Origin of the sequence: Primorskyibacter marinus (genome assembly GCF_003313245.1) — a bacterium.
GTDB lineage: Bacteria > Pseudomonadota > Alphaproteobacteria > Rhodobacterales > Rhodobacteraceae > Primorskyibacter > Primorskyibacter marinus.
In genome coordinates, this window is record NZ_QJSD01000004.1 from 133129 (window position 1) to 155996 (window position 22868).

Genomic DNA, 22868 nt, shown 5'->3' on the forward strand with positions numbered 1-22868 from the left:
TCCTTGGATCCGAGATTGCCGCCACAATAGTCTTGCAAAAATGCGGAAAGAAGGCCCAATTTGCCAAAAAGACATTGCAGAAATGCAAAGGGGGTCAAATGGCGCAGGGCTGGGACGATATGCGGATCTTTCTGGGGGTCGCGCGCGGCGAAAGCCTGTCGGCGGCGGGGCGCGTCCTGCGGATGGACCCCGCGACGGTAGGGCGGCGGATTTCGCGGCTGGAACAAGACCTCGGCGCGCCGCTTTTTGTCAAGTCGCCGCTGGGCTATGCGCTGACAGAAGCAGGCCAGCGCTTGATCACCCATGCAGAACGCGCAGAGCAGGCGATGCAGGCGGCGCAAGAGGCCGTGACGGGCGGCACCGGTGCGCTTTCAGGTCAGATTCGCATCGGTGCACCGGATGGCTGTGCGAATTTCCTGCTGCCGCAAGTCTGTGCCGAGATTTCCAGCGCCAATCCCGATCTTGAGATCCAGATCGTCGCCTTGCCCCGCGTGGTGAATCTTTCCAAGCGCGAGGCGGACATGGCCATCGCCGTCAGCCCGCCGCAAACCGGGCGGCTGAGCGTGCAGAAGATTTCCGATTACCAACTGCATCTGGCAGCGTCACAAGACTATCTGGACCGAAACGGGCCGATCGAAACCACGCAGGCGCTGCGCGGGCATCGGCTGATCGGGTATATTCCCGACATGATCTTTGACAAGGAATTGGACTATCTGGATGAATTCGGCCTGACCCGCGTGGCGCTGGCGTCCAATTCGGTCTCGGTCCAGTTTCACTGGGTGCGACAGGGGGCGGGTCTGGGCGTCGTGCATGACTTTGCCATTCCGTCCACATCGAATGTGCGCCGTGTTCTGACCGATGAGATCTGGCTGACCCGCAGCTTTTATCTGATCCGCCACGCTGACGACCGCAAGCTGGAACGGATGAACCGGCTGGCCGCGGCACTAACGGACGGATTGCGCCGCGAGGTCACACGTCTTGAAGCACTGACTTGACAGCTACGTCCGTTCTGTAGACGCTGAAACCATTGCAATTTTGTGCGGAGGCTCGCCACATGCTCGTCCACCAGATCCTTAACGCCAAAGGTGATACCGGTGTGGTTACAATCAAGCCCGGAACCAAGGTTTCCGAAGTGACGCATTTGCTTGCAGAGCGCCGGATCGGCGGTGTGATCGTGTCATCCGATGGCAAGGCGGTCGAGGGTATCTTGTCAGAGCGCGACATCGTGCGGACGCTGGCGCTGAAAGGGGCGTCCTGTCTGGATGAAGAGGCTCGGGAAATGATGACACGCAGCCCGTCCTGCTGTGCACCCGGCGATCAGGCCGATGACATTCTTCAGCGCATGACGGACGGTCGATTCCGCCATATGCCGGTGACACAGAACAACGAGCTGATCGGAATTGTCACCATCGGCGACGTGGTCAAGGCACGCCTGCAAGAACTGTCGATGGAAAAAGACGCGCTTGAAGGCATGATCATGGGGCATTGATCTCGCTTTTTTTCTTGCATTCCCGCACGCAATAATATTGCGTGCGCCGCAGGAAAAAAGAGAGAAATCCCATGCGCATCGGCCTGTATCCCGGCACTTTCGATCCCATCACGATGGGACATATCGACATTATACGCCGAGCCGCCGTCTTGGTTGACAGGCTGGTGATCGGTGTCGCCATCAACCGCGACAAGGGGCCGCTGTTTTCGCTTGAGGAACGGGTCGGGATGATCGAGGCGGAATGCGCGTCCTTGTCGGAACAGACCGGGACAGAGATCGTCGCCCATCCGTTCGAGAACCTGTTGATCGATTGTGCCAGTGACGTCGGCGCGCAGGTGATCGTCCGCGGCCTGCGAGCGGTTGCGGATTTTGAGTATGAATATCAGATGGTTGGTATGAACCGCGCGCTAAACAGCTCTATCGAGACAGTGTTCCTGATGGCAGACGCGCGGCATCAGGCGATTGCCTCAAAACTGGTGAAAGAGATTGCCCGTTTGGGGGGGGATGTACGCAAGTTCGTCACACCTCCGGTGCGCGATGCGCTGATAACCAGGTTCGATCAGGGATAAAATCCTTGCGTCTGGCTGCATGATCTTACGAAATGCCGTGTGCATTATGACGTCACATCGCAGCGTCGGTCAAAGCGACGTCGGTGACGGTGACATATACCCACGCAAGGCGTTGGAAATCTCGGGTCTTCTGCGATCCGTGTCGAGGTCTGGCATCCTCTTGCAAAAGGAAACGCCCCGGAGTTTCACCCCGAGGCGTTTTTTCATTCTATCAAAGCTGTCGCTTAGATGAACTTGCCCATCGCAACGGCCGTGTCGGCCATGCGGTTGGAAAAGCCCCATTCGTTGTCATACCAGGTCAGGATGCGGCACATGTTGCCGTCCATCACCTTGGTCTGATCATAAGCAAAGGTAGAGCTGTGCGGGTCGTGGTTGAAGTCAGAACTGACCAGCGGCTCATCCGTGCCTGCCAGAATGCCCTTGAGAGGACCGGAGGCGGCAGCCTTGCGGATCGCTTCGTTGATCTCTTCGACTGACGTGTCGCGCTCTGCCTCGAATGTCAGATCGACGACCGACACGTTGGGGGTGGGCACGCGGATGGCGACTCCGTCGAGCTTGCCGTTCAGTTCCGGCAGAACCAGACCCACGGCCTTGGCCGCGCCGGTCGAGGTCGGGATCATCGACATGGCAGCGGCGCGTGCGCGGTACAGATCCTTGTGCATCGTGTCCAGCGTCGGCTGGTCGCCGGTATAGCTGTGCACCGTGGTCATAAAGCCGCGCTTGATGCCGATGGCGTCGTTCAGAACCTTGGCGACGGGGGACAGGCAGTTGGTGGTGCAGGACGCGTTCGACACGATCAGGTCAGCCGCGCTCAGCGAATCGTGGTTCACACCGTAAACGATGGTCTTGTCTGCATCCTTGCCGGGGGCAGAAATCAGAACGCGGCTGGCACCGTTTTCCAGATGCGCCTGACAGGCCTCCTTGGAGGTGAAAATCCCGGTGCATTCCAGTACGATGTCCACGTCACCCCAGGGCAGGTCGGCGGGGTTGCGCATCGCGGTCACCTTGATCGGGCCACGGCCCACGTCAATCGTGTCGCCATTGACGGTCACGGTGCCGGGGAACCGGCCATGAACGCTGTCATAACGCACCAGATGGGCGTTGGTCTCGACAGGGCCGAGATCGTTGATCGCGATCACCTCGATATCGGTACGACCGGATTCTACGATGGCACGCAGCACATTGCGTCCGATCCGTCCGAACCCGTTGATAGCAACTTTGACTGTCATGTCTGCGCTCCTTGATTTGGCGTATTTTCTGTTAGCGGTAACAACCGCACCTGAGCAAAAAAGTCAACCGGGCTGTCACCACAGGTTTCCTTACCCTAGCGCCAGAAGGCAAGCCAATCGATCAGGGCCGCGAATTTTCTTGCCAGAAAAACGAGACCAACACCGTCGTTCAGGACGACATCCACGCCGATGCAGGCAAGCAGTAAGATACCAAGGATGATGGAAAGCGTATTGGTCATGCCAGCCTTGTCGTCACTCTGCGGATCGGGTGCGGGCCGCTTGCCCAAGAACCGGGATGGCAGATGGCTGCGGCCCTGTCACGCGCAAATTGCGGCGTTCGTAAACACAAAAGCGCCCGGCTGGCATGATGCCAACCGGGCGTGAAAATGATGCATGTCGTCGCAAAACTCAGTGCAGCAGGCGGCCCATGCAGGCGGCCACGTCGGCCATACGCGCCGAAAAACCCCATTCGTTATCATACCATGCCAGCACACGGACGGTGCGCCCCCCCACAACCTTGGTCTGGTCGGGTGCAAAGATGCACGAATGTGTGGTGTGGTTGAAATCAATCGAAACCTTGGGAGCGGCGTCATAGGACAATACGCTGCCCATGCGGCCCGCAGCGGCCTCTGCCATGACCTCGTTCACGTCGGCGACCGTCACATCGCGGCTTGCCTCGAAGGTCAAATCCACAGCCGAGACATTCGGCGTGGGCACACGCAGGGCGGTGCCGTCCAGACGGCCTTCCATTTCCGGCAGAACCTCTGCCAGCGCCTTGGCCGCCCCGGTCGAGGTCGGGATCATCGCCAAAGCGGCGGCGCGGGCGCGGTACAGGTCATCGTGCCGACGGTCCAGTGTCGGCTGATCGCCGGTATAGCTGTGGATCGTGGTCATGATGCCGCGCTCGATTCCGATCGCCTCGTGCAGCACCTTGGCCAGCGGCGCAAGACAGTTGGTGGTGCAAGACCCGTTGGAGACCATACGCTCGTTCGCCAGAAGGTCGCGATGGTTGACGCCGTAGACCACGGTGCGGTCAACATTCTTGGCAGGCGCTGAAATGAGGACTTTCTTCGCGCCGCGTTCCAGATGGACCGAGGATTTCTGCCCGTCATTGAACTTGCCGGTGCATTCCAGCACCACATCGCAACCGGACCAGTCCAGATCTGCCGGGTCGTAGGTCGAGTAGACCTGCATCGGGCCACGGCCCAGATCCATGGTGTTTCCCTCGACGCGGACCTCGCCGCCAAAACGGCCGTGTACGCTGTCATAGCGCAGCAGATGGGCGTTGGTTTCGATCGGGCCGGTGGCGTTGATCTTGACCACCTGAACGTCGTTGCGCGCGGCTTCAGTGATATGGGCAAGGGTGCTGCGGCCAATACGGCCAAATCCATTGATGCCAAGTGTCACGGTCATGGGGCGGTTCCTGTTCAGCGGTCGGGTTTCCCCGGCTATAGCCGCCAATACTGCGACCGCAAAGATAAAAAACCATTTTTTGCAATGTGTTAGCGTTAAACGTGACAAGCCGGCACATGGTGGCGCTAACCGTTTTCGCAAACAGGCCAGAACGGATGACCGGCGGCGCAAGCGGCGGGTGTCAGCAAATCTTGCGCAGCAGTCTGAGCAGGGTTTCGCGTTCCTTTTCGCGCAGCGGCGCAAGCGTGGACTTACTGACCTCGACCGCAGCGACGAGGGCCTGGTCAATCAACGTCGTGCCGGCAGGAGTGAGCGACACCAGATGGCGGCGGCGGTCATCAGGGTCGGGGCTGACCTGCAACAACGACCGTGCAATCAGCCGGTCGACGACACCCTTTGTGGTGGCCGCATCCATCGCGACGGAGCGGCCCAGCCTGTTCTGCGAGGCGGGGCCGCCTTCCGCCAGCCTGAACAGAACGGCGAACTGCATCGCCGTCAACTTGCCCGGCACCAGATCCGCGAAAAGCGTGGAGTTGCGCTGATAGGCCCGGCGCAGAAGAAAGCCGATCTGGTCGTCCAGTACATAGCCGTGGCCACCGCTGGCCCCATCGGCATTGCCCCGACTCATGCCATCCTCACGGCAAGTGCGACAGGATCAGACCGACAGATAGGCATCGCGGATCTCCGGATGGGCTTCAAGCTCGGCAAAGCTGCCGTCGAACTTCTTTTCACCGCCTTCGATGATGATCGCCCGATCCGCAACGGCACGGGCGAAATGCAGGTTCTGTTCAGAAATCATCACTGTTAGGCCTTCGGATTTCAGTTTCAGAATGGTTTCTGCCATTTCCTCGACAATGACCGGCGCGATGCCCTCTGACGGTTCATCCAGCAACAGCAGCAGTGGATTGCCCATCAGTGTGCGCCCGATGGTCAGCATCTGCTGTTCGCCGCCCGACAGGTGCTTGCCACGATTGGTGCGGCGTTCGGCAAGATTGGGAAAGATCTCGAATAACTGTTCCATCGTCCATTCCGGCGCGCCGTCACGGCGCGGCTGACGGCCGACTTCGAGATTCTCCAGTACGGTGAGGTCGGTAAAGATGCGCCGGTCTTCGGGGACATAGCCCAAGCCCGCCTTGGCCACTCGAAAGGCCGGTTTGCCGATCAGTTCCTGCCCCTGAAAGCTGACCGATCCCTGACGCGGGCGCACAAGCTGCATCACCGATTTCATCGTTGTGGATTTGCCCGCACCGTTGCGGCCCAAAAGGGCGACCACCTCGCCGCGCGGCACGTCAAAGCTTAGCCCGCCAAGGATATGCGCCTTGCCGTAATAGCTGTGGATGTCGTTGACGTTAAGCATTCTGCGCCTCCGCAAACAGAGTTCCGCCGCCCAGGTAGACCTCTTGCACACGGGCGTCATTGCGCACCTCTTCGGCGCTGCCTTCGGTGATCAGCTCGCCCCGGTTCAGAACCATGATGTGATGCGAATGGGCAAAGACCACATCCATGTCATGTTCTGTGAACAGAACCGACACGCCCTGAACGCGTACAATGTCCGCCACCAGTTGCATCAGCGCGATCCGCGCGCTGGGGGCCATGCCCGCCGTGGGTTCGTCCATCAGCAAAAGGCGCGGCCGGTGACACAGGGCAATCGCCAATTCCAGCCGTTTCAGATCGCCATATGCCAGGACAGAGCAGGGACGGTCGGCCTGATCTTCCATCTCCACGGTTTTCAGGAACTCGAATGCCTCGTCGCGGTAAAGCCGCCAGGCGCGCGGCGCGATGGCATATAATTTGCGGTGATGGCTCATCAGCGCCATCTGCACATTCTCGATCACGGTCATCGATGGGTAGGTGCCGGTAATCTGGAAAGTCCGCCCGACGCCGCGCCGCCAAATCTCGCGCGGGCGCAGGCCGGTGATCTTCTTGTCGTCCAGCCAGACCGTGCCCGCCGTTGGTTTCAACTGCCCCATCAGCATGTTGAAACAGGTGGATTTCCCGGCCCCATTGGGACCGATCAGCGCCTTCAACTCGCCCTTGGCCACGGAAAAGGACACGTCATTGACAGCAAGGAACCCGTCATAGCTTTTCTTCAGGTGTTCGACGCGCAGGATCTCGGTCATTTGGTCACCTCGCTTTCGGTGCCGCGGATCCGCGTCCACAGGCTGCGCAAGGAGCCGACGATGCCTTCGGGGGCGATGATGACAACCGCGATGATGAGCAAGCCCAACAGAAGCCGCCAATATTCTAGCCGGGTCAGCCAATCCTCGACCAAGGTCATGAAGCCCGCGCCGACAACCCCGCCCGCCAGCGTTTTGACACCGCCGAGGAAGACGACGATCAGCGCGTCGAAACTGGCACCGATCTCCAGTTCTGTCGGAAAGACAGAGCCTTTGGAAAAGACGAAGATGCCGCCTGCAAGGCCCGCCATCGCGCCTGCCAAAGCAAACGCCGCGTATTGGATGCGCTTGACGTCGATGCCCGTCGCTTCGGCCTGTCTTGGGCTGTCGCGTCCCGCGCGCAGGGCATAGCCGAAGGGTGCGTGGATGACGTGGCGCAGGAACAGAATGCCACCCACCCCAAGCGCGAGGGTGAAGTAATAATAGGCCGCGGGGCTGTTCAGCCACTCCGCAGGCCAGATATTGACCAACCCGTCATCGCCGCGCGTCACATCGCGCCACTGGAAGGCGAGGCTCCAGACAAGTTGTGAAAATGCAAGCGTCAGCATGGCGAAATAGACGCCCGTCAGACGGATGCAGAACCAGCCGATGCCAAGCGCCAGAAGGCCGGCGGCGAAGGGCGCGAACAGAAAGGCCAGTTCCATGCGCGTGTCGGTGTGAAACACCAGCAGCGCCGCCGCATAGGCCCCGCCGCCGAAGAACGCGGCATGGCCAAAGCTGACCAGCCCGCCGGTGCCAAGGATGAAATGCAGCGACGCGGCAAACAGCGCGAAGACGATCATGTCGACCGTCAGTGTCAGCACGAATTGTTCAGCAAAGAGCGGCAGGGCGGCCAATAGGGCCAACAGACCTGCCACCAGCAGCTTGCCGGTACGGCCATAGGGACGGATCGGCGTTTCGGGCGCGCCGACCTGGCCATGTTCGCCCGCGACCTCCTCGCGGCCCAACAGGCCGTAGGGCCGCACGATCAGGACGATGGCCATCACCACGAACATCAGCACCAGCGTCGATTGCGGCAGGTAGGTCACGCCGAAGACACTGAGGACCGAGATCAGCACCGCAGCGATGAACGCTCCGGGCAGGGACCCCATGCCGCCAATCACCACCACCACGAAGACCGCGCCGATGATGTTGAAATCCATCAGAAGATCCGCGCCGCCCTTGGGCAGTTGCAACGCGCCGCCCCAGCCGGCAAGGGCCGACCCAAGCGCGAAAACCCCGGTAAAAAGCCTCGCCTGGTTCACACCCAAGGCACCCACCATCTCGCGGTCCTGCGTAGCTGCACGGACCAACACGCCGACACGCGTGCGGGTAATGAGATACCAGAGCGCGAACAGGATGAAGGGCGTGATGGCGATCAGGATGATGTCATATTTGGGCACTGGCTCTCCGAAAATGCGCCAAACGCCGCGCAGCCCGGGGGCGCGCGGGCCAAGCCGGTCCTCGGCGCCCCAGATCATCAGGGCGAGGTCCTGAATGACGAGGATCACGCCGAAAGTGGCAACAAGCTGGAACAGTTCGGGCGCGCGGTAGATGGGCCGCAAAACGACCATTTCCACAAAGGCACCGATTGCACCAACCGCAAGGCCGGTCAGAATGATCGCGCCCCAGAAGCCCACGGCACCCGGCAAGACGTCCATCAGAGTGACGCCAACAAATGCACCCAGCATGTAGAATGATCCATGCGCGAAATTCACGATCCGCGTGACACCGAAAATCAGCGACAGGCCGGAGGCGACGAGAAAAAGTGCTGCGGCATTGGCAAGCCCGGTCAGGAACTGGGCGAAGAAGAAGGCCATGTCGGTCCTCTGTCTGACGGGGAGAGGGCAGCCTCGGCGGCAGATGGACGCCGGGGTGGAGGCCCCGGATCAGGTCCGGGGCAGGTATCGTTCCGTATCAGCGAAGCGCCCCCGCCCCGGACTTGATCCGGGGCCTTGCGGCCATGCGCCTGCGGATCACTCGGCAGGACGCATTGCGCGGATTTCGTCATCCGTGGGCATATAGGGGGCGGGGTCTTTGTAGGACCAGTCCACCATCACACCCTTGCCGTCCTCCACGGCCAGCGTGCCGACATAGGCGCCCATGGTCGACTGGTTGTCGAGTTCGCGGTAGCTGAGCAGGCCAATCGGGGTATCCTCGATCTCCAGCCCCTCGAAGGCCGCGATCAGGGAGGCGGTGTCGGTTGCGCCCGCTTTCTCAATCGCGGCGGCAATCGACAGCACGGTCATGTAGCCCACCAGCGACCCGATCTTGGGTGTCTCGCCGGTCGTGTCCATATAGGCGTCGACAAAGGTCTTGCCGGGGGTGCCGTCTGCCAGCGCGTACCAGGGATAACCGGTCACGAACCAGCCTTCGGGGGCCTCATCCCCCAGCGGGTCGAGGTATTCCGGCTCGCCGGTCAGCAGGCCATAGACGTTGCGTCCGTCGAACAGGCCGCGATCGCCGCCGTCGCGCACGAATTTCGCAAGATCCGTCCCGAAGGTGACGTTGTAGATCGCGTCGGGCTTGGCACGTTCAAGGGCTTGCACCTCGGCACCTGCGTCGATCTTGAACAGCGCGGGCCACTGTTCGGCGACAAACTCGACGTCGGGTTTCAGCCGCAGCAGGTTTTCCTTGAAGGCGGCTACGGCATCCTGTCCGTAGGCGTAGTTGGGCGCGATGGTGGCATAGCGCACAGCGTCGGTTTTTGCCGCTTCTTCCGCCAGCATCGCGGCCTGGACCCAGGTAGAGGTGCGCAGCCGGAAGGTCTGCGGATTGCCGGAGGCCCAGACCAGGCTGTCGGCTAGCGGTTCGGACGCGAGATACAGATAGCCCTTTTCTGCGGCAAAGGATGACAGCGCCAGACCGACATTGCTGAGGATCGTACCGGTCAGCATCACTGCGCCCTCGCGGGTCATCAGTTCTTCGGCGATCTTGATCGCTTCGGCCGGATCGCCCTGGTCGTCGCGGAAGATGAACTCCAGCGGCTTGCCCAGCACGCCGCCATCGGCGTTGACCTCGTCTACCGCCAGTTCAATGCCCAGCTTGTAGGGTTCGGCAAAGGCGGCAAGGCGCTTGTAATGGTTGATCTCGCCGATCTTGATGCTGTCCTGAGCCAGCGCAGCCACCGGGGTCAGCATCGCAATCGGGGCAAGCGCCGTGGCCATGGCAAGCAGGGTGCGTCGCGTGAAAGTCATGGGGTCGGTCTCCTGTTGGTTGGCAGGCTTGGGGCTGCCATTTGGTCCGGTCTGACGCCGGTCAATCGTGGTAGACAAAGGCGGGCGAGATGTTGCCCGCCAGATCTTCGGTACGTTCCAGTTCCAGAAGTTCGCTGATCCGTTTGCGATAAACAAGCGGTCCCTTGTCGATGGCGATGCGGATCGGGCGTCGTTTGGCAGGGCGCAGCTCTTCCTCCTGCACGGCCTCCAGGATCGCCTTGTCCTCGTCGAACGCCTTTCGGAACATCGCGTCCATCGTGGCCTCGGCATCCGCGTCGTCAAGTGCGGTGTTGCGGATATGCATCCAGCGATCGATAGAGGTGGTCTCTGTCACCGGGGTGATGAAATGCAGGGCAAAGATACGCACGCCACGATCACGCTGATCCTCGGCGATGGCATCCTCCACCGGGGCAGAGCCGAAATCGATCACTGCCGTGCAGGGGGTATAGAGGTAGTAGTAATGCCAGCGGTCCACATTGCCGGTGAAGCCGCCAAACCCTTTGAAAAACCCGATCGGCTCGGCGTCGCGGATCCAGCGCCAGGCGACAATCGCCTCGCCTTCGGTCTGGACATGCACCGGCACGTTTTCCGACGCGGCATTGCCCAATGTGGTCGGGTGGACAAAGCTGACATGCGCGGGATCGACAAGGTTTTCCGCGACGTTGAGGTAGTTCGATTTCAGATGCAGCGCGTCACCGTGATGGGTGGCCCAGCCGGGATCGCTGAATTGCGGCAGATCGAACACCTTGGCGGTATCCGCCTGTTCAGGGTCGCCCATCCAGATCCAGACGATGCCGTGACGTTCAAATGTCGGGAAGGCCAGCACATAGGCGCTTTTGGGTTGGTTGGTCTGGCCGGGTACGCGGATACAGGCACCCGAGCAATCAAAGGTCAGCCCGTGATAGCCGCATTGCACGTCGTCGCCGATGCGTTTGCCCTTGGACAGCGGCAGCAGGCGATGCGGGCAACGGTCCTCCAGTGCCACGACGCCGCCATCCGATTTTCGGTACATGACAACGTGCTCGCCCAGAATGGTAAAGCGGCGCAGCGCGTCGTCTATCTCTGAGGACCAGCCCGCGACATACCAGGCATTGCGTATGAAATTGCTCATCTGTCTGCCTCCGTCCTTTCCCTAGCGCAGCCCGTCCGTGCCCATCACCTCTGCATGGGTCAGCCCGCCGACCCGTGGATTGGGCCTGCCGCCTTGTTGCAGCGCCACGGCCACCACGATTTCATGCGCGCGCGGCGCGTCGGGCAGCTCCAGCCGCATTCCATCAAAATGAGACCGGACATAGGCCGCATCCTTGTGACCCAACGGCACGTCGATCACAGTGCCCGGACCGCCCATCGCCTTGGACGAGGGCACCAAAGCCTTGCCGCCGCCCAGCACCTCGCGCAGCGGCGCGCCAAGTTTCGGGTGCAGCAAGGCCGCGGCATGTTCCAGCTCCCCGGCCTCTCCGACAAGCGCGGCCTTGCCGTAACCCTGCACGTCACTGGCGTCACAGCCAAGCGCGGCAAGCGCCTCTTCGCCCAGACGCTGGCCAAGCGCGGCACCTGTCTGGATCAACGCGTCCAGATCCTTTGCGTAGCGTCCGGCGTAAGGGTTTTCGATCACTGCCGCCGCCAGTGCGCGACGGGACGGAGGGGCAATCTCTTGTCCCATCTCGCGCCGCGTCTCCTCGACCAGGGTGATGATCCGGCGCAGCTTCACCGAAGCCCGTCCTTGCCCGCCACGTCCTTTGCCTTCAGGCCGCCGACACGGGCATGGATGCGCGGGCCGGTGGTCATCACCAGTACCAGCAGGATTTCATCGGCCTTGGGCGCGTCGTTCAGCCCGACCTCCATCGCGTCGAAATGCGAGCGCACATAAGAGGCGTTGGTATGGGTCACCGGCACGTCCAGACGCGCGCCCGGCGCACCGACCTTCTTGGTCGACGGGACGATGGCCATGCTTTCGGCAATCTTGTCGCGCATCGCGTAACCGCCGGGGACGTGCCACAGCGCGCCATGCTCCAACTCTCCATTCGTGCCGACAATGGCACCCTTGCCGTAGCCTTCAACCAGCGACGCATCGCCACCAAGCGCGTCGATGCATTGCTGTGCCATTTCAATGCCCAGCGGTTCGAGATCCTTCATGAAGCCGTCAATCTCTTCGACATAGCGACCGGCAAAGGGGTTTGCGATGACCGTCATGCAGGCCGCGCGGCGTAAGGGTGTCTCCGGCGCGGGTCCGCCTTCGTGGTAGATCGTCTCGACCAGTGTTGCGGATTTGCGGATCTGCGGGTCAGACATGGGTCAGGTCCTTTTGGCGGCTGTTGGTGCCGTGTATGGAGGGGTTTTCGGGATTTGTCACGGCACGGCCCAGCACCACCCGCTCTGTCTGACAGGTCAGGCAGGCAGCGGCGATCAGCCCGCCAGAGATATACCGCCGCGCCAATTTCGATCCGTGGGCGAGCGCGATTTGTCGGTCGCGCAGGGGCAGGGGGCGGACATCCGCCGTCACGAGGCGCGCGCCAAGGTCGCTGTCGGGCGACAGGCTGTCAGCGGGCGCGCGGGTGACGGCGGGATGGTCGGGCAGATCGACAGCATTGGCGATCAGCGTTGCCGCGGCGTCAGCGGTGGCCGCGTCGCGGGCCAGAACCGTCACCGCATCGGCAATGCCCAAAGAATGTGACCGCCCCCGCCAGCCAGAGGTCGCCACCCCGCCGATCTCGTCATCCGGTCCGATCTCGGCCCGCGCACCCGTAGAGCGCGTCAGCGGATCTTCGCAAATCGCCAGCCGAAACGGCGCGTCCGAGGTCCAGAGCGCGATATCGCCACCATTATTGACATGCGCACGGATCAGGCCATGACCCGGCATCAGAACCGCCGCAAGCAGGTGATCGGCAACCGATCCGGCAACGGCAGCCATGGGTGTGATGAAAACCCCGAGAAAGCGCGACACGGCCCTGTGCATCCGCTTTGCCACATCGCCCTGTGGGGCCGGGCCGGCGGGCGCGCGCAATCGGGGCAGTTCTGCGACCAGTTCCGCCAGCATGGGCTGAAACGCGTCTCGGGCGCGCAGATGTGCCGCGCGGATGGCATTGCCGGGGCCATCGCAATCGACAATCACATCAATCGGCCCGTGGGTCAGACGCAACCTGCCATCCGGCAACAGATGCGCGCGGGCGGTCTCGGCCCAGCTCATGGCTTGCCCGTCCGACCGACAGGCCATGGCGCGCCGGATTTGCGCGGCTCTGCCCGTTGTCCGGAAAGTTGGTGGTCATTCTGCCGACCATGCACACCGCGCAATGCATCCTCCAGCGGCATGACATAGTCCATATGGCCACCCAGTGCCGCGTAATCGGCGGCGCTCATGGTGAATTCGATCGGGGCCACAAGGGCAGGCGTTGGTACATAGCCAAAGGCGTTTTTCGGCATCTGCGTGACATCCGCCATGAAGGTGATGCCGCCACCCGGCCACATGAAAACCGGCGCACCGCCACATGTCACCCGTGTCAGCCGCGATTGCACCGAGCGCGTCAGGCTGACCGGGTTTTCCGTCACACCGGAGCGCAGCGAGCCACCGGCGCCCGCCATGAACAGGACAGAGGCCAGCGACGGTTCGCAATTCTCCTCGATCCGGCGGACAGAGGGGACCAGCCGGGTCGGCATCTCTTGCTGCACCGGCACCAGATCGTCGTTCAGCTCATAATAGGCGGCGTTCTCGCCGGTGGTGGACACCATCAGCAGCGACAGGCCGGGCCGCGCCTGATCAGGTTTCCAGTCGCCTAGGATGGTCAGCGGATCGGAAAGATCGGTGCCGCCCCAACCGGTGCCGGGATTTGCCACCTGAAAATAGCGTCCGGGGGTGGACCGGCGGCCCTTGATGCGAATGCCTGAAGGCACCCAGCCGATGACCTTGCCGGCCTGATGCTCTGACATGACGCCGGTGATGTGATCGTCCACCACCACGACCTCGTCCACCAGACCCTGCCATTGCGCGGCAAACATACCGACGGTGGCAGAACCACAGCCGACGCGCATCCGCTCTTCTATCTGGCCATCGACGATGGGGGCCTGTCCGGCGGTCACTTCCAGGTCCGCGCCGCCGTCGATGGTCATGGCGACAGATCCACCATTGCACAGCGCCAGAAGCGATGCGCAGGTCACGCGCCCCTCTTTCTTGGATCCGCCGGTCAGATGATTGACGCCGCCAAGCGACAGCATTTGCGAGCCGTATTCCGAGGTGGTGACATGGCCGATCACCTCGCCCTCGGCCCGGACGGGCGCGCATTCGGCCCCCAGATGCCGGTCCGTGTCGATCTTCACCTTGGCACCGCAATAGGAAAAGATGCCCTCGGTCACGACGGTGATCATATCGGCATCGGCGGTTTTTGATGCGACGATGAAGGGCGCGGGTTTGTAATCGGGATAGGTCGTGCCGGACCCCACCGCGGTAAGGAACGTCTCCTCGCCCGTGACCAGATCGCCATCCCATTCGCGGTCCAGAAACGGCACCACAGGCGCGTCGTCGGCGCAATTTTCCAGAATGGTCAGCGGATCAAGACGCACCAGCGCGCCGCCCTCATTGGCATAGCGGTCGCAGGCACCGGACCGACCGTCGGCGATGTAGCACATCACCGGGCAAGCGTCGCAGCGGATCTTCTCGGGGCGATCCGTCCGGCTGCGCGGGGCGGTAGGCTCGGTCACGTCATTTGCTCCGATCCGGGGGCTGGCGCAGGGGCGCAGCCCGACAGGTTGTTTGTATACGAACGCACAAGAGCGGTTTGCGAGTCAACTGATTTGGCCACGCAAAGCGCGTCTCACTTTGGTGCGGTCGTTTTTGGCGGCTGTTGTTTCGTCGCTATGGACGCGCATGTAGGGCAGGTTTGGGCGGCCCCCGCGCCATGTCCGCCTGCGCCGCGAAGGTCTTGTCTCCCGCTATGCCGATCACGCGTTCATCTGTTTCTGTGATTGACAACTTTTCCGGCAAGTTCTTACGGTGGGCGCATGTCGTTCGCATACAAACGATGTCCGATGTGAAGATGAAAGGCCCGCGCAATGCTGCATCGCCCCCAATCGCTTGACGCGGCACTTGCGCTGCTGTCCGGCGAAGATGTGGTGATCCTTGCGGGCGGGACGGATGTTTATCCCGGACTGCGGGACGGGCCGCCGCCCGCGACCATGGTGGACCTGTCGGCTCTGCCCGGATTTCGCGGGATCACGCGGGCGGACGGCCTCTGGCGCATCGGGGCGGCGACAACATGGATCGATGTGATCCGGGCTGATGTGCCGCCGCTCTTCGACGGGCTGAAACTGGCCGCGCGCGAGGTCGGATCGGTCCAGATCCAGAATTCCGGGACGGTCGCTGGCAATATCTGCAACGCGTCGCCCGCCGCCGATGGGGTGCCCGCGCTGCTGGCTTTGGGCGCCGAGTTAGACCTGCTGGGGCCAGAGGGTGCGCGCCGGCTGGCCTTGACCGCCTTCATCCGCGGACCGCGCGATACGGCGCTGAAACCCGGCGAGATGGTCACGGCGATCGTGATTCCCGACACGCCGGGGCAAGGGGCGTTTCTGAAACTGGGCGCGCGGAAATATCTGGTGATTTCCATCGCCATGGTCGGCGCGGTGGTCGCACTCGAAGACGGTCGTATTTCCCGCGCCCGTGTCGCCGTTGGTGCCTGCTCTGCGGTGGCCAGTCGCCTGCGGGCGCTTGAGACCGCGCTGCGCGGGGCCGGACCGCATGATATAGCCGACATCGTCAGGTCCGCCGCGATGCCGTGCCTTGCGCCGATCAGCGATGTGCGGGCCACGGCAGCCTACCGATCCGAGGCTGTGCGCACGCTGGTGACCCGCACGGTTCTGCAAGCGATGGAGGCGTGCAATGTCGCTTGACGGACCGGAAGGCCGGATCGGCTTTACCCTCAACGGGACAGCGACCCATGTGCAGGCCGTACCCACCGCGCGCCTGTCGCAGGTGCTGCGGGAACAGGCAGGTGCGCGCGACGTCAAGGTCGGGTGCAACGCAGGGGATTGCGGGGCCTGCACGGTGCTGCTGGACGGTGCGCCGGTCTGCGCCTGCATTGTCGCGGCCGGTCAGGCAGAAGGCCGCCGGATCGACACACAGGCCGGGCTGGTCGCCAACGATCCGCTGGCCGCGCGACTGGCGCGGGCGTTTCAGCGCCACCACGCCGCGCAATGCGGAATTTGTACCTCCGGCATGATGGTCGCGGCGGTGGCGTTCCTGCGCTCCGGTGCCGCGCTGACAGAGGCGTCTGTCTCAGACGCACTTGGGGGCGTGTTGTGCCGGTGTACAGGCTATCGCAGCATCATCGCGGCGGTGCTGGACGTAGGCGACAGTACGCCCGAGACCGAAAGCGGCGTCGGTGCCTCTGTCGAGCGGCTGGATGGCTGGCCAAAAATCTCGGGGACCGAACGGTTTGGTGATGACGTGGCACCGAAGGATGCGCTCACCCTGCGGGTGATCCGGTCGCCCTTTCACCGCGCGCGTTTTCAGTTTGGCGATCTGGACCGGTTTCGTGATGCCAGCGGGCTGGACCTGATCCTGACGGCCAAGGATGTGCCGGGTGAAAACCGCTTTGGCGTGATCCCCGGATTCGAGGATCAGCCGGTCTTTGCCGAGGGCGAAACCCGCTTCAGGGGCGAGGCTGTCGCGGCGGTGATTGGCTTGGTCGAGGTTCTGGACAGGTTGCCGGATTTTCCGGTCATTTGGGACGAACTGCCTGCGGCCCTGACACCGGACGACGCGCAGCAAGCGGCACTGCTGCATGCCGACCGTGCGGACAACGTGATGTGCCGCGGTTACGTTGCGCGCGGCGACGCCGCAGCGGCGCTCAAAAACGCTTCCCATGTGGTGTCGGGTGACTTTTACACCGGGTTTATCGAGCATGGATATATCGAACCCGAAGCCGCCAGCGCCCGCCGCGTTGGTGACCGGATAGAGGTACAATGCTGTACACAGGCACCGTATATGAACCGCGACGGGTTGGCGCGCATCCTTGGTCTGGAAACGGATGCCGTGCGCATTCTGCCAACGGCGACGGGGGGCGGCTTTGGCTCGAAACTCGACCTGTCTGCGCAGCCCTTCGTGGCGCTTGCCGCATGGCTGATGCGCCGCACGGTGCGTATGACCTATACCCGCGCTGAAAGCATCGCCAGCACGACCAAGCGCCACCCGTCGCAGATCCGCATGGAGATCGGCGCGGATGCGGCGGGGCGACTGACAGGGGTGCGTTTTGACGGGACTTTCAACACCGGCGCCTATGCCAGTTGGGGCCCCACCGTCGCCAACCGCGTACCGATCCATGCCTCCGGCCCGTATCTGACCCCGAATTACGAGGCCAACAGCGCAGGTATCCACACCAACGCCGCCCCGGCAGGGGCGTTTCGCGGCTTTGGCGTGCCGCAATCGGCGGTCGCGCAGGAACAGCTTTATGATCGACTGGCCGAGAAGCTGAGCATGGACCGGCTGGAGTTTCGCGCCCTGAACTGCCTGCGCAATGGCGACCCGACTGTCACCGGGCAGGTTTTCAACACCGGCATGGCTATCGACGCCTGCTTTGATGCGCTGCGCCCGCATTGGCAGCGCGCCCTGCGCGAGATTGCGGCCTGCAATGCGGGCGCAGCGCGTCGTCGGCGCTGCGGCGTTGGCATTGCAGGCGGATGGTATGGCTGCGGCAATACCTCGATGTCGAACCCGTCGACCATCCGTGCCGGAATCACCTCTGCCGGAGACCTGCGCCTGCATCAGGGGGCGGTGGATATCGGCCAGGGGTCAAACACCGTGATCGCGCAGATCTTTGCCGAATCCCTGGGCGTGCCGCTGGGGGCCGTCACGCTGCTAGGCGCGGATACCGACCTGACACCCGATGCGGGCAAGACCTCTGCCAGTCGTCAGACCTTTATCACCGGCAATGCCGCGAAACTGTGCGGAGAAGCCTTGCGCGCGCAAATCCTGCGGCTGGGAAATGTGGGCGAGGGTGCCACGATCGATCTGGCCCGTGGCGCGTTGGAACTGACCGAAAACGGCACCACGCACCGGGTGGCTTTGCCGCAAGTGGACGGCTACGTCCTGGAAGCGGTCGAGAGCTATGATCCGCCCACAACCCCGCTGGATGCCAACGGCCAGGGCGCACCCTACGCCGTGTTCGGCAGCGCCGCGCAGATGGCCGAGGTCGAGGTTGACTGCGAACTTGGCACGGTCAAACTGGTGCGGATCATCGCGGCGCATGATGTGGGGCGTGCGATCAATCCCGCGCTTGCCCAAGGGCAGATCGAAGGCGGTATCGCGCAGGGCATCGGGCTTGCGCTGATGGAGGAATTCCTGCCCGGCCGGACAGAGAACCTGCACGACTACCTGATCCCGACAATCGGGGATGTCCCGCCGATCACCTCGATCCTGATCGAGCAAGGCGACCCCCACGGCCCCTATGGCGCGAAAGGGCTGGGCGAGCATTGCCTGATCCCCACCGCACCCGCGATCCTGAACGCCATCACCCATGCATGCGGCGCACGCCTTCATCATCTGCCCGCCACACCCGACAGGGTGCGCGCGGCGATTCTGGCGCAGACCGGCGGAGCAGGGTCTTGAGCAGTTTCACGGCAATGGCGCGGCGCGCTCCACCGATTTATGACAGGGCAGTTTGAATGACGGGGACCAACAGGCTTGGCGGCCGCTTTGCAGGCATCGATGTGGGCGGGACCTTCACCGACCTGCTGCATTACGACAGCAAGGCCGGGCAGGTGCGCCTTGCCAAGGTGCCGACCACGCAGGACAATCAGGCAGATGGCGTGCTGGCCGCGCTCGACGCAGCCTCGGTGGATGCGGCGGCGCTTGACCTGATCGTGCATGGCACGACGACCACCACCAATGCAGTGCTGGAACGACGGCTGTGCAAGACCGGCCTGATTACCACGATGGGCTTCCGCGATGTGCTGGAACTGGGCCGTCGCACCCGCCCGCAGGCTTACGGCATGTCGGGGCAGTTTCGCCCGCTGATCCCGCGCGACCTGCGGCTGGAAGTGCCGCAGCGTATGCTGGCCGATGGCTCGGAATATCGCGCCCTGGACGAACACGCCCTGCGCGCCGCCCTGCGCCAGTTGCGGGACGAGGGCTGCGAGTCTTTGGTGATCCACTTCCTGCATGCCTATGCCAACCCCGCGCATGAATTGCGCGCAGGCCAGATCGCGCGCGACGTCTGGCCAGAGGTCAACCTGACGCTCGGCCACGCGCTGCTGTCGGAAAGCCGCGAATACGAACGCGGCGTGACGGCGGCCGTTAATGCCTCGGTCCAGCCATTGCTGCGCCGTTATGTCGAACGTCTGGCCGACCGGCTGGCGGCGCGTGGCTACGCACGCGATCTGCTGGTGATGACCGGCAATGGCGGTATGGTCTCGGCCCGCATCGTGGCCGAAGAGGCCGCCAAGACCGTCATGTCCGGTCCGGCCTCGGGCGTGATGGCGGCGGCGTTCACCGGGCGTCGTGCGGGCATTGCGGACCTGCTGACCTACGATATGGGCGGCACCTCGACCGATGTGGCGATGATCCGTGGCGCTGATCCCGCCGTCAGCCACGAGATCGAGGTCGAATATGCCATGCCCATCCATGTGCCGATGGTCGATGTGCGCACCGTGGGGGCAGGGGGTGGCTCCATCGCGCGGGTCAATGCGGCTGGGCTGCTACAGGTCGGCCCGGACAGCGCGGGCAGCACACCGGGGCCGATCTGCTATGGCAGGGGCGGCACAGAGCCGACAATCGCGGATGCCAATATGGTGCTGGGCCGGATGGATCCCGGCAAGCTCAACAGCATTTCCGGTGACATCTCCATTGCGGCGATCCGCGACTCCTTTGCGGGCAAGCTGGGCGATCCGTTGGGTCTGGATGCACAGAGCGCAGCCGCCGCCGTCTTGCGGGTGGCCAACGCCAAGATGGCCGATGCGGTGCGCATGGTGTCGATCTCGCTGGGCGAGGATCCTCGCGATTTCGCGCTTTTCGCCTTTGGTGGGGCCGGACCGTTGCATGCCTGCGCGATTGCGCGCGAACTGGGCGTGCCCCGCGTGCTGGTGCCCGCACGTCCCGGCATCACCAATGCGTTGGGATGTATCGTGGCCGACCTGCGTCACGACTACGTTCAGACAATCAACACGCCACTTGACGAGTGTGGCATGGCCGCGGTGCATCAGGCCTTTGCCCACCAGACAGAAGAGGGACGTCGCGCGATAGGCCGGGAAAAAGTGAACATCGCAGAGTTGCGCGTCGTTCACTCGGTCGATATGCGCTTCATCGGCCAGACCCACTTGCTGCGCGTGCCGCTGCCCGGTCCGGCCCCAACGCGCGAGGATCTTCAGCAGCGGTTCGAAGACGCTTATTTCAAACGCTTTCAGGTGACATTGCCAGAGATCCGTGCAGCACTGGTGAACGTCAATACCTCTGTGATCGGGCGCAGACCCGAGGTGGACCTGTCGCTGCTGATCGACGCGGATGGCCGCAGGAATACCCTCGCCGAGGCACAAACCGGCACCCGGCCCGTCTGGTTTGATGACTGGATCGACACGCCCATCTACTGGCGCGATCACCTGCCCGCGCAGGCGACCCTGACCGGTCCGGCGATTGTCGAACAGATGGACTGCACATTGTTGCTGGAGCCCGGCGACCGCGCCGTGCAGGACGCAGACGGCAATCTGATTGTCACCGTGGCGGGGCAGGGATGAGTCCGCGCTGCATGATGCTTCACGGCAAAGAAGGACGCGCCAGGCCTGTTCGCCCGTCCCTTGTGCAAGCGATCCGCCCAAACATCGGGGCACTTGGCTCTTCCGCTTCTTCTTGGTCAAAATACTCCCGCCGGAGGCACCCGAACCATCCCCGCGCGCAGCAGCCAGAGGCAGTGCAATGACCCTCGATCCCATCACTCTCACCGTCATCCAGTCCGGCCTGCAACAGGTCTGCGACGAAATGGACCTCAGTTTTTCCCGCGCGGCGTTCTCGCCGGTGATTGCCGAGGCGAATGACCGCTCTGACGGGATCTACGCGGCCGAGGATGGCAGCCTGATCGCACAAGGCAGCATGGGCCTGCCGGTCTTTGTCGGGGTCATGCAATTCTCGACTGCCCAGATCATAAAGATGATCGCGGCAGGCAGCGTCATCGCGCCCGAACCCGGTGACATCTATATCGTCAACGATCCCTATCTCGGCGGCACGCATCTTATGGATGTGCGTTTTGCCATGCCGGTGTGGCGGGACGGAAAAATCTTCTGTTGGCTCAGCAATACCGGCCACTGGCCCGATACGGGCGGCGCTGTGCCGGGCGGGTTTTCGGCCTCGGCCACGGCGGTGGAACAGGAAGGGTTGCGGCTGCCACCTGTCCGTCTTTTCAAGCAAGGCACGCTGGACCCCGAGATTTACGCCATCATCTGCTCCAACATCCGCGTTGCCGATCAGCGCATCGGCGACGTCAAGGCGCAGGCGGCGGCGCTCTATGTCGGGCAGTCCCGGCTGACCCGGCTGCTGGACCGCTACGGCGATGACACCGTGCGCGAAGCCATCGCCGAACTGCGCGCCCGCGCTGCGCAGCAGATGCGTGCCCATATCGCGCAGATCCCGCCTGGCACCTACCGCGCCAGCGCCTTTATCGACAGTGACGGCGTGGTGAACGAACCGCTGGAGATCCGGCTGGCGATCACGGCAGACAGTGATCAGCTGACCTTTGATTTCGCCGGGTCTTCCGCGCCTTGTGTCGGGCCGATGAATTCGGTTCTGGCGACGACGCACAGCGCGGTCTACCTCGCCATGCGGCACATCTTTCCCGATGTGCCGATCAGCGCGGGCGCGTTCGAGCCGCTCAATATCCTCAGCCCCGAAGGCACGTTCCTTGACGCGCGCTATCCGCGCCCGGTTTCGGGCTGCGCCGCCGAAGTCAGCCAACGCATTGCCGAGGCTGTGTTTGCCGCATTGGTCGGCCCGCTGCCGGATCTGGTGACGGCCTCGCCCGCCGGGTCGTCGGGCAATTTCGCGCTTGGCGGCGAAGTGCCGGAGGAAGGCCGATCCTACGTCATGTACCAGATCTCGGGCGGGGGATATGGCGGCTATGCGGGGGGGGATGGCATCTCTAACGGGTGTTCGACCATCGGTATCTCCAAGGCACCCCCGGTCGAGATCATGGAGCAGCAATTCCCGGTGCTTTATCACCGCTACGCGCTGCACGAAGGCTCTGCCGGGGCGGGAAAATATCGCGGTGGGTTTGGCCTGGATTACGAGGTCGAGGTGCTGAAAGGCACAGCGCGGGCGAGTTTCGTGATGGATCACGGCCGCACCGGTCCGCAAGGCGCATTGGGCGGCGAAGATGGCGGCGCCAACCGGGTGGAGGTGACACAGGGCGGAAAATCTTTCGTGCCCGAACATCTGTCCAAGGCGCAGGACATCGCACTGTCTGCGGGCGACCGCGTCCGCGTCCGAACCCCCGGCGGCGGCGGCTATGGCCCGTCTGCCGAACGCGACCCGGCACTGGTGGCCGAGGATGTCCGGCTGGGGCGGATCACGACCGAGGCTGCGCAACGTGTCTATGGCAAACCATCCCCTGACGATTGCTGATTGCAACTTGCGCGGCACCACCGCGAACAATGTATCTTTTGCAGATCAAATGACGGCTCTTGTTTGCGCCTGAAGCCGGTATTTCCGAGGCGCAATAGCGCCGGCAACGTCACCAAGGAAATAGCGTTTGAAGCGCCAGCCGTCGTGACGAAATTCGACGCAATATAGTTTGGGCCACCCGAACCGGTTCTGGAGAAGTCGGTAA

At 62.9% G+C, this 22868-nt stretch carries 20 protein-coding genes; 7 read left to right on the forward strand and 13 right to left on the reverse strand.

All coding sequences use genetic code 11. From position 1 onward, the window contains the following. Positions 1 to 98 precede the first annotated feature (98 nt). From DMZ65_RS08875 to coaD, 3 genes are all read left to right on the forward strand, one after another. Positions 99 to 995, forward strand: coding sequence for a LysR family transcriptional regulator (locus tag DMZ65_RS08875; RefSeq protein ID WP_116598543.1), 897 nt, complete (start codon positions 99 to 101; stop codon positions 993 to 995). A 59-nt stretch (positions 996 to 1054) separates the two neighbouring features. Then, a complete protein-coding gene (locus tag DMZ65_RS08880) occupies positions 1055 to 1489 on the forward strand; it encodes a CBS domain-containing protein (protein ID WP_116598544.1) in 435 nt (144 codons plus the stop codon). A gap of 71 nt (positions 1490 to 1560) precedes the next feature. After that, positions 1561 to 2058, forward strand: a complete 498-nt coding sequence (gene coaD, locus DMZ65_RS08885) for a pantetheine-phosphate adenylyltransferase (RefSeq protein ID WP_116598545.1) — start codon at positions 1561 to 1563, stop codon at positions 2056 to 2058. 224 nt (positions 2059 to 2282) lie between these two features. Here the strand turns inward: coaD and gap (DMZ65_RS08890) are convergent, their stop codons facing one another. From gap (DMZ65_RS08890) to DMZ65_RS08950, 13 genes are all read right to left on the reverse strand, one after another. After that, positions 2283 to 3287, reverse strand: coding sequence for a type I glyceraldehyde-3-phosphate dehydrogenase (gene gap, locus DMZ65_RS08890; protein WP_116598546.1), 1005 nt, complete (start codon positions 3285 to 3287; stop codon positions 2283 to 2285). Positions 3288 to 3382: 95 nt separating this feature from the next. Beyond that, positions 3383 to 3526: a hypothetical protein gene (locus DMZ65_RS19670; protein ID WP_198662653.1), complete on the reverse strand. Its 144-nt coding sequence runs from the start codon at positions 3524 to 3526 to the stop codon at positions 3383 to 3385. 169 nt (positions 3527 to 3695) lie between these two features. After that, the gene (gene gap, locus DMZ65_RS08900) at positions 3696 to 4700 is read right to left on the reverse strand and encodes a type I glyceraldehyde-3-phosphate dehydrogenase (protein WP_116598548.1); all 1005 of its coding nucleotides are present in this window, start codon (positions 4698 to 4700) and stop codon (positions 3696 to 3698) included. A 181-nt stretch (positions 4701 to 4881) separates the two neighbouring features. Continuing rightward, on the reverse strand, positions 4882 to 5328 hold the full coding sequence (locus DMZ65_RS08905; protein ID WP_116598549.1) for a MarR family winged helix-turn-helix transcriptional regulator: 447 nt from the start codon (positions 5326 to 5328) through the stop codon (positions 4882 to 4884). Positions 5329 to 5355: 27 nt separating this feature from the next. Beyond that, complete coding sequence (locus DMZ65_RS08910) at positions 5356 to 6057, reverse strand: ABC transporter ATP-binding protein (RefSeq protein ID WP_116598550.1); 702 nt, start codon at positions 6055 to 6057, stop codon at positions 5356 to 5358. Next, a complete protein-coding gene (locus DMZ65_RS08915; protein ID WP_116598551.1) occupies positions 6050 to 6820 on the reverse strand; it encodes an ABC transporter ATP-binding protein in 771 nt (256 codons plus the stop codon). Before DMZ65_RS08915 ends, DMZ65_RS08910 begins: the two co-directional genes overlap by 8 nt. Then, positions 6817 to 8676 carry an ABC transporter permease gene (locus tag DMZ65_RS08920; protein WP_116598552.1) on the reverse strand — a complete coding sequence of 620 codons (1860 nt, stop codon included), beginning with the start codon at positions 8674 to 8676 and terminating at the stop codon, positions 6817 to 6819. The genes DMZ65_RS08915 and DMZ65_RS08920 overlap by 4 nt, the downstream gene beginning before the upstream one ends. Before the next feature lie 156 nt (positions 8677 to 8832). Next, positions 8833 to 10053: an ABC transporter substrate-binding protein gene (locus tag DMZ65_RS08925; RefSeq protein WP_116598553.1), complete on the reverse strand. Its 1221-nt coding sequence runs from the start codon at positions 10051 to 10053 to the stop codon at positions 8833 to 8835. A 61-nt stretch (positions 10054 to 10114) separates the two neighbouring features. After that, a complete protein-coding gene (locus DMZ65_RS08930) occupies positions 10115 to 11185 on the reverse strand; it encodes an aromatic ring-hydroxylating dioxygenase subunit alpha (RefSeq protein WP_116598554.1) in 1071 nt (356 codons plus the stop codon). A 21-nt stretch (positions 11186 to 11206) separates the two neighbouring features. After that, the gene (locus tag DMZ65_RS08935; protein ID WP_116598555.1) at positions 11207 to 11785 is read right to left on the reverse strand and encodes an amino acid synthesis family protein; all 579 of its coding nucleotides are present in this window, start codon (positions 11783 to 11785) and stop codon (positions 11207 to 11209) included. Then, positions 11782 to 12366, reverse strand: a complete 585-nt coding sequence (locus tag DMZ65_RS08940) for an amino acid synthesis family protein (protein ID WP_116598556.1) — start codon at positions 12364 to 12366, stop codon at positions 11782 to 11784. The genes DMZ65_RS08935 and DMZ65_RS08940 overlap by 4 nt, the downstream gene beginning before the upstream one ends. Further along, positions 12359 to 13261, reverse strand: a complete 903-nt coding sequence (locus tag DMZ65_RS08945; RefSeq protein ID WP_116598557.1) for a UPF0280 family protein — start codon at positions 13259 to 13261, stop codon at positions 12359 to 12361. Before DMZ65_RS08945 ends, DMZ65_RS08940 begins: the two co-directional genes overlap by 8 nt. Next, complete coding sequence (locus DMZ65_RS08950; protein WP_232824944.1) at positions 13258 to 14694, reverse strand: 6-hydroxynicotinate reductase; 1437 nt, start codon at positions 14692 to 14694, stop codon at positions 13258 to 13260. The genes DMZ65_RS08945 and DMZ65_RS08950 overlap by 4 nt, the downstream gene beginning before the upstream one ends. 423 nt (positions 14695 to 15117) lie before the next feature. Between DMZ65_RS08950 and DMZ65_RS08955 the strand changes: the two genes are divergently transcribed. The 4 genes from DMZ65_RS08955 (at position 15118) to DMZ65_RS08970 (ending at position 22663) form a co-directional block, all read left to right on the forward strand. Then, the gene (locus tag DMZ65_RS08955; protein WP_116598559.1) at positions 15118 to 15951 is read left to right on the forward strand and encodes an FAD binding domain-containing protein; all 834 of its coding nucleotides are present in this window, start codon (positions 15118 to 15120) and stop codon (positions 15949 to 15951) included. Continuing rightward, the gene (locus tag DMZ65_RS08960; protein WP_116598560.1) at positions 15941 to 18667 is read left to right on the forward strand and encodes a molybdopterin-dependent oxidoreductase; all 2727 of its coding nucleotides are present in this window, start codon (positions 15941 to 15943) and stop codon (positions 18665 to 18667) included. The genes DMZ65_RS08955 and DMZ65_RS08960 overlap by 11 nt, the downstream gene beginning before the upstream one ends. 56 nt (positions 18668 to 18723) lie before the next feature. After that, positions 18724 to 20787 (forward strand): hydantoinase/oxoprolinase family protein, encoded by a 2064-nt coding sequence (locus DMZ65_RS08965; RefSeq protein WP_116598561.1) that lies wholly within the window; start codon positions 18724 to 18726, stop codon positions 20785 to 20787. 178 nt (positions 20788 to 20965) lie between these two features. Continuing rightward, positions 20966 to 22663 carry a hydantoinase B/oxoprolinase family protein gene (locus DMZ65_RS08970; RefSeq protein ID WP_116598562.1) on the forward strand — a complete coding sequence of 566 codons (1698 nt, stop codon included), beginning with the start codon at positions 20966 to 20968 and terminating at the stop codon, positions 22661 to 22663. The last annotated feature ends 205 nt before the right edge of the window (positions 22664 to 22868 follow it).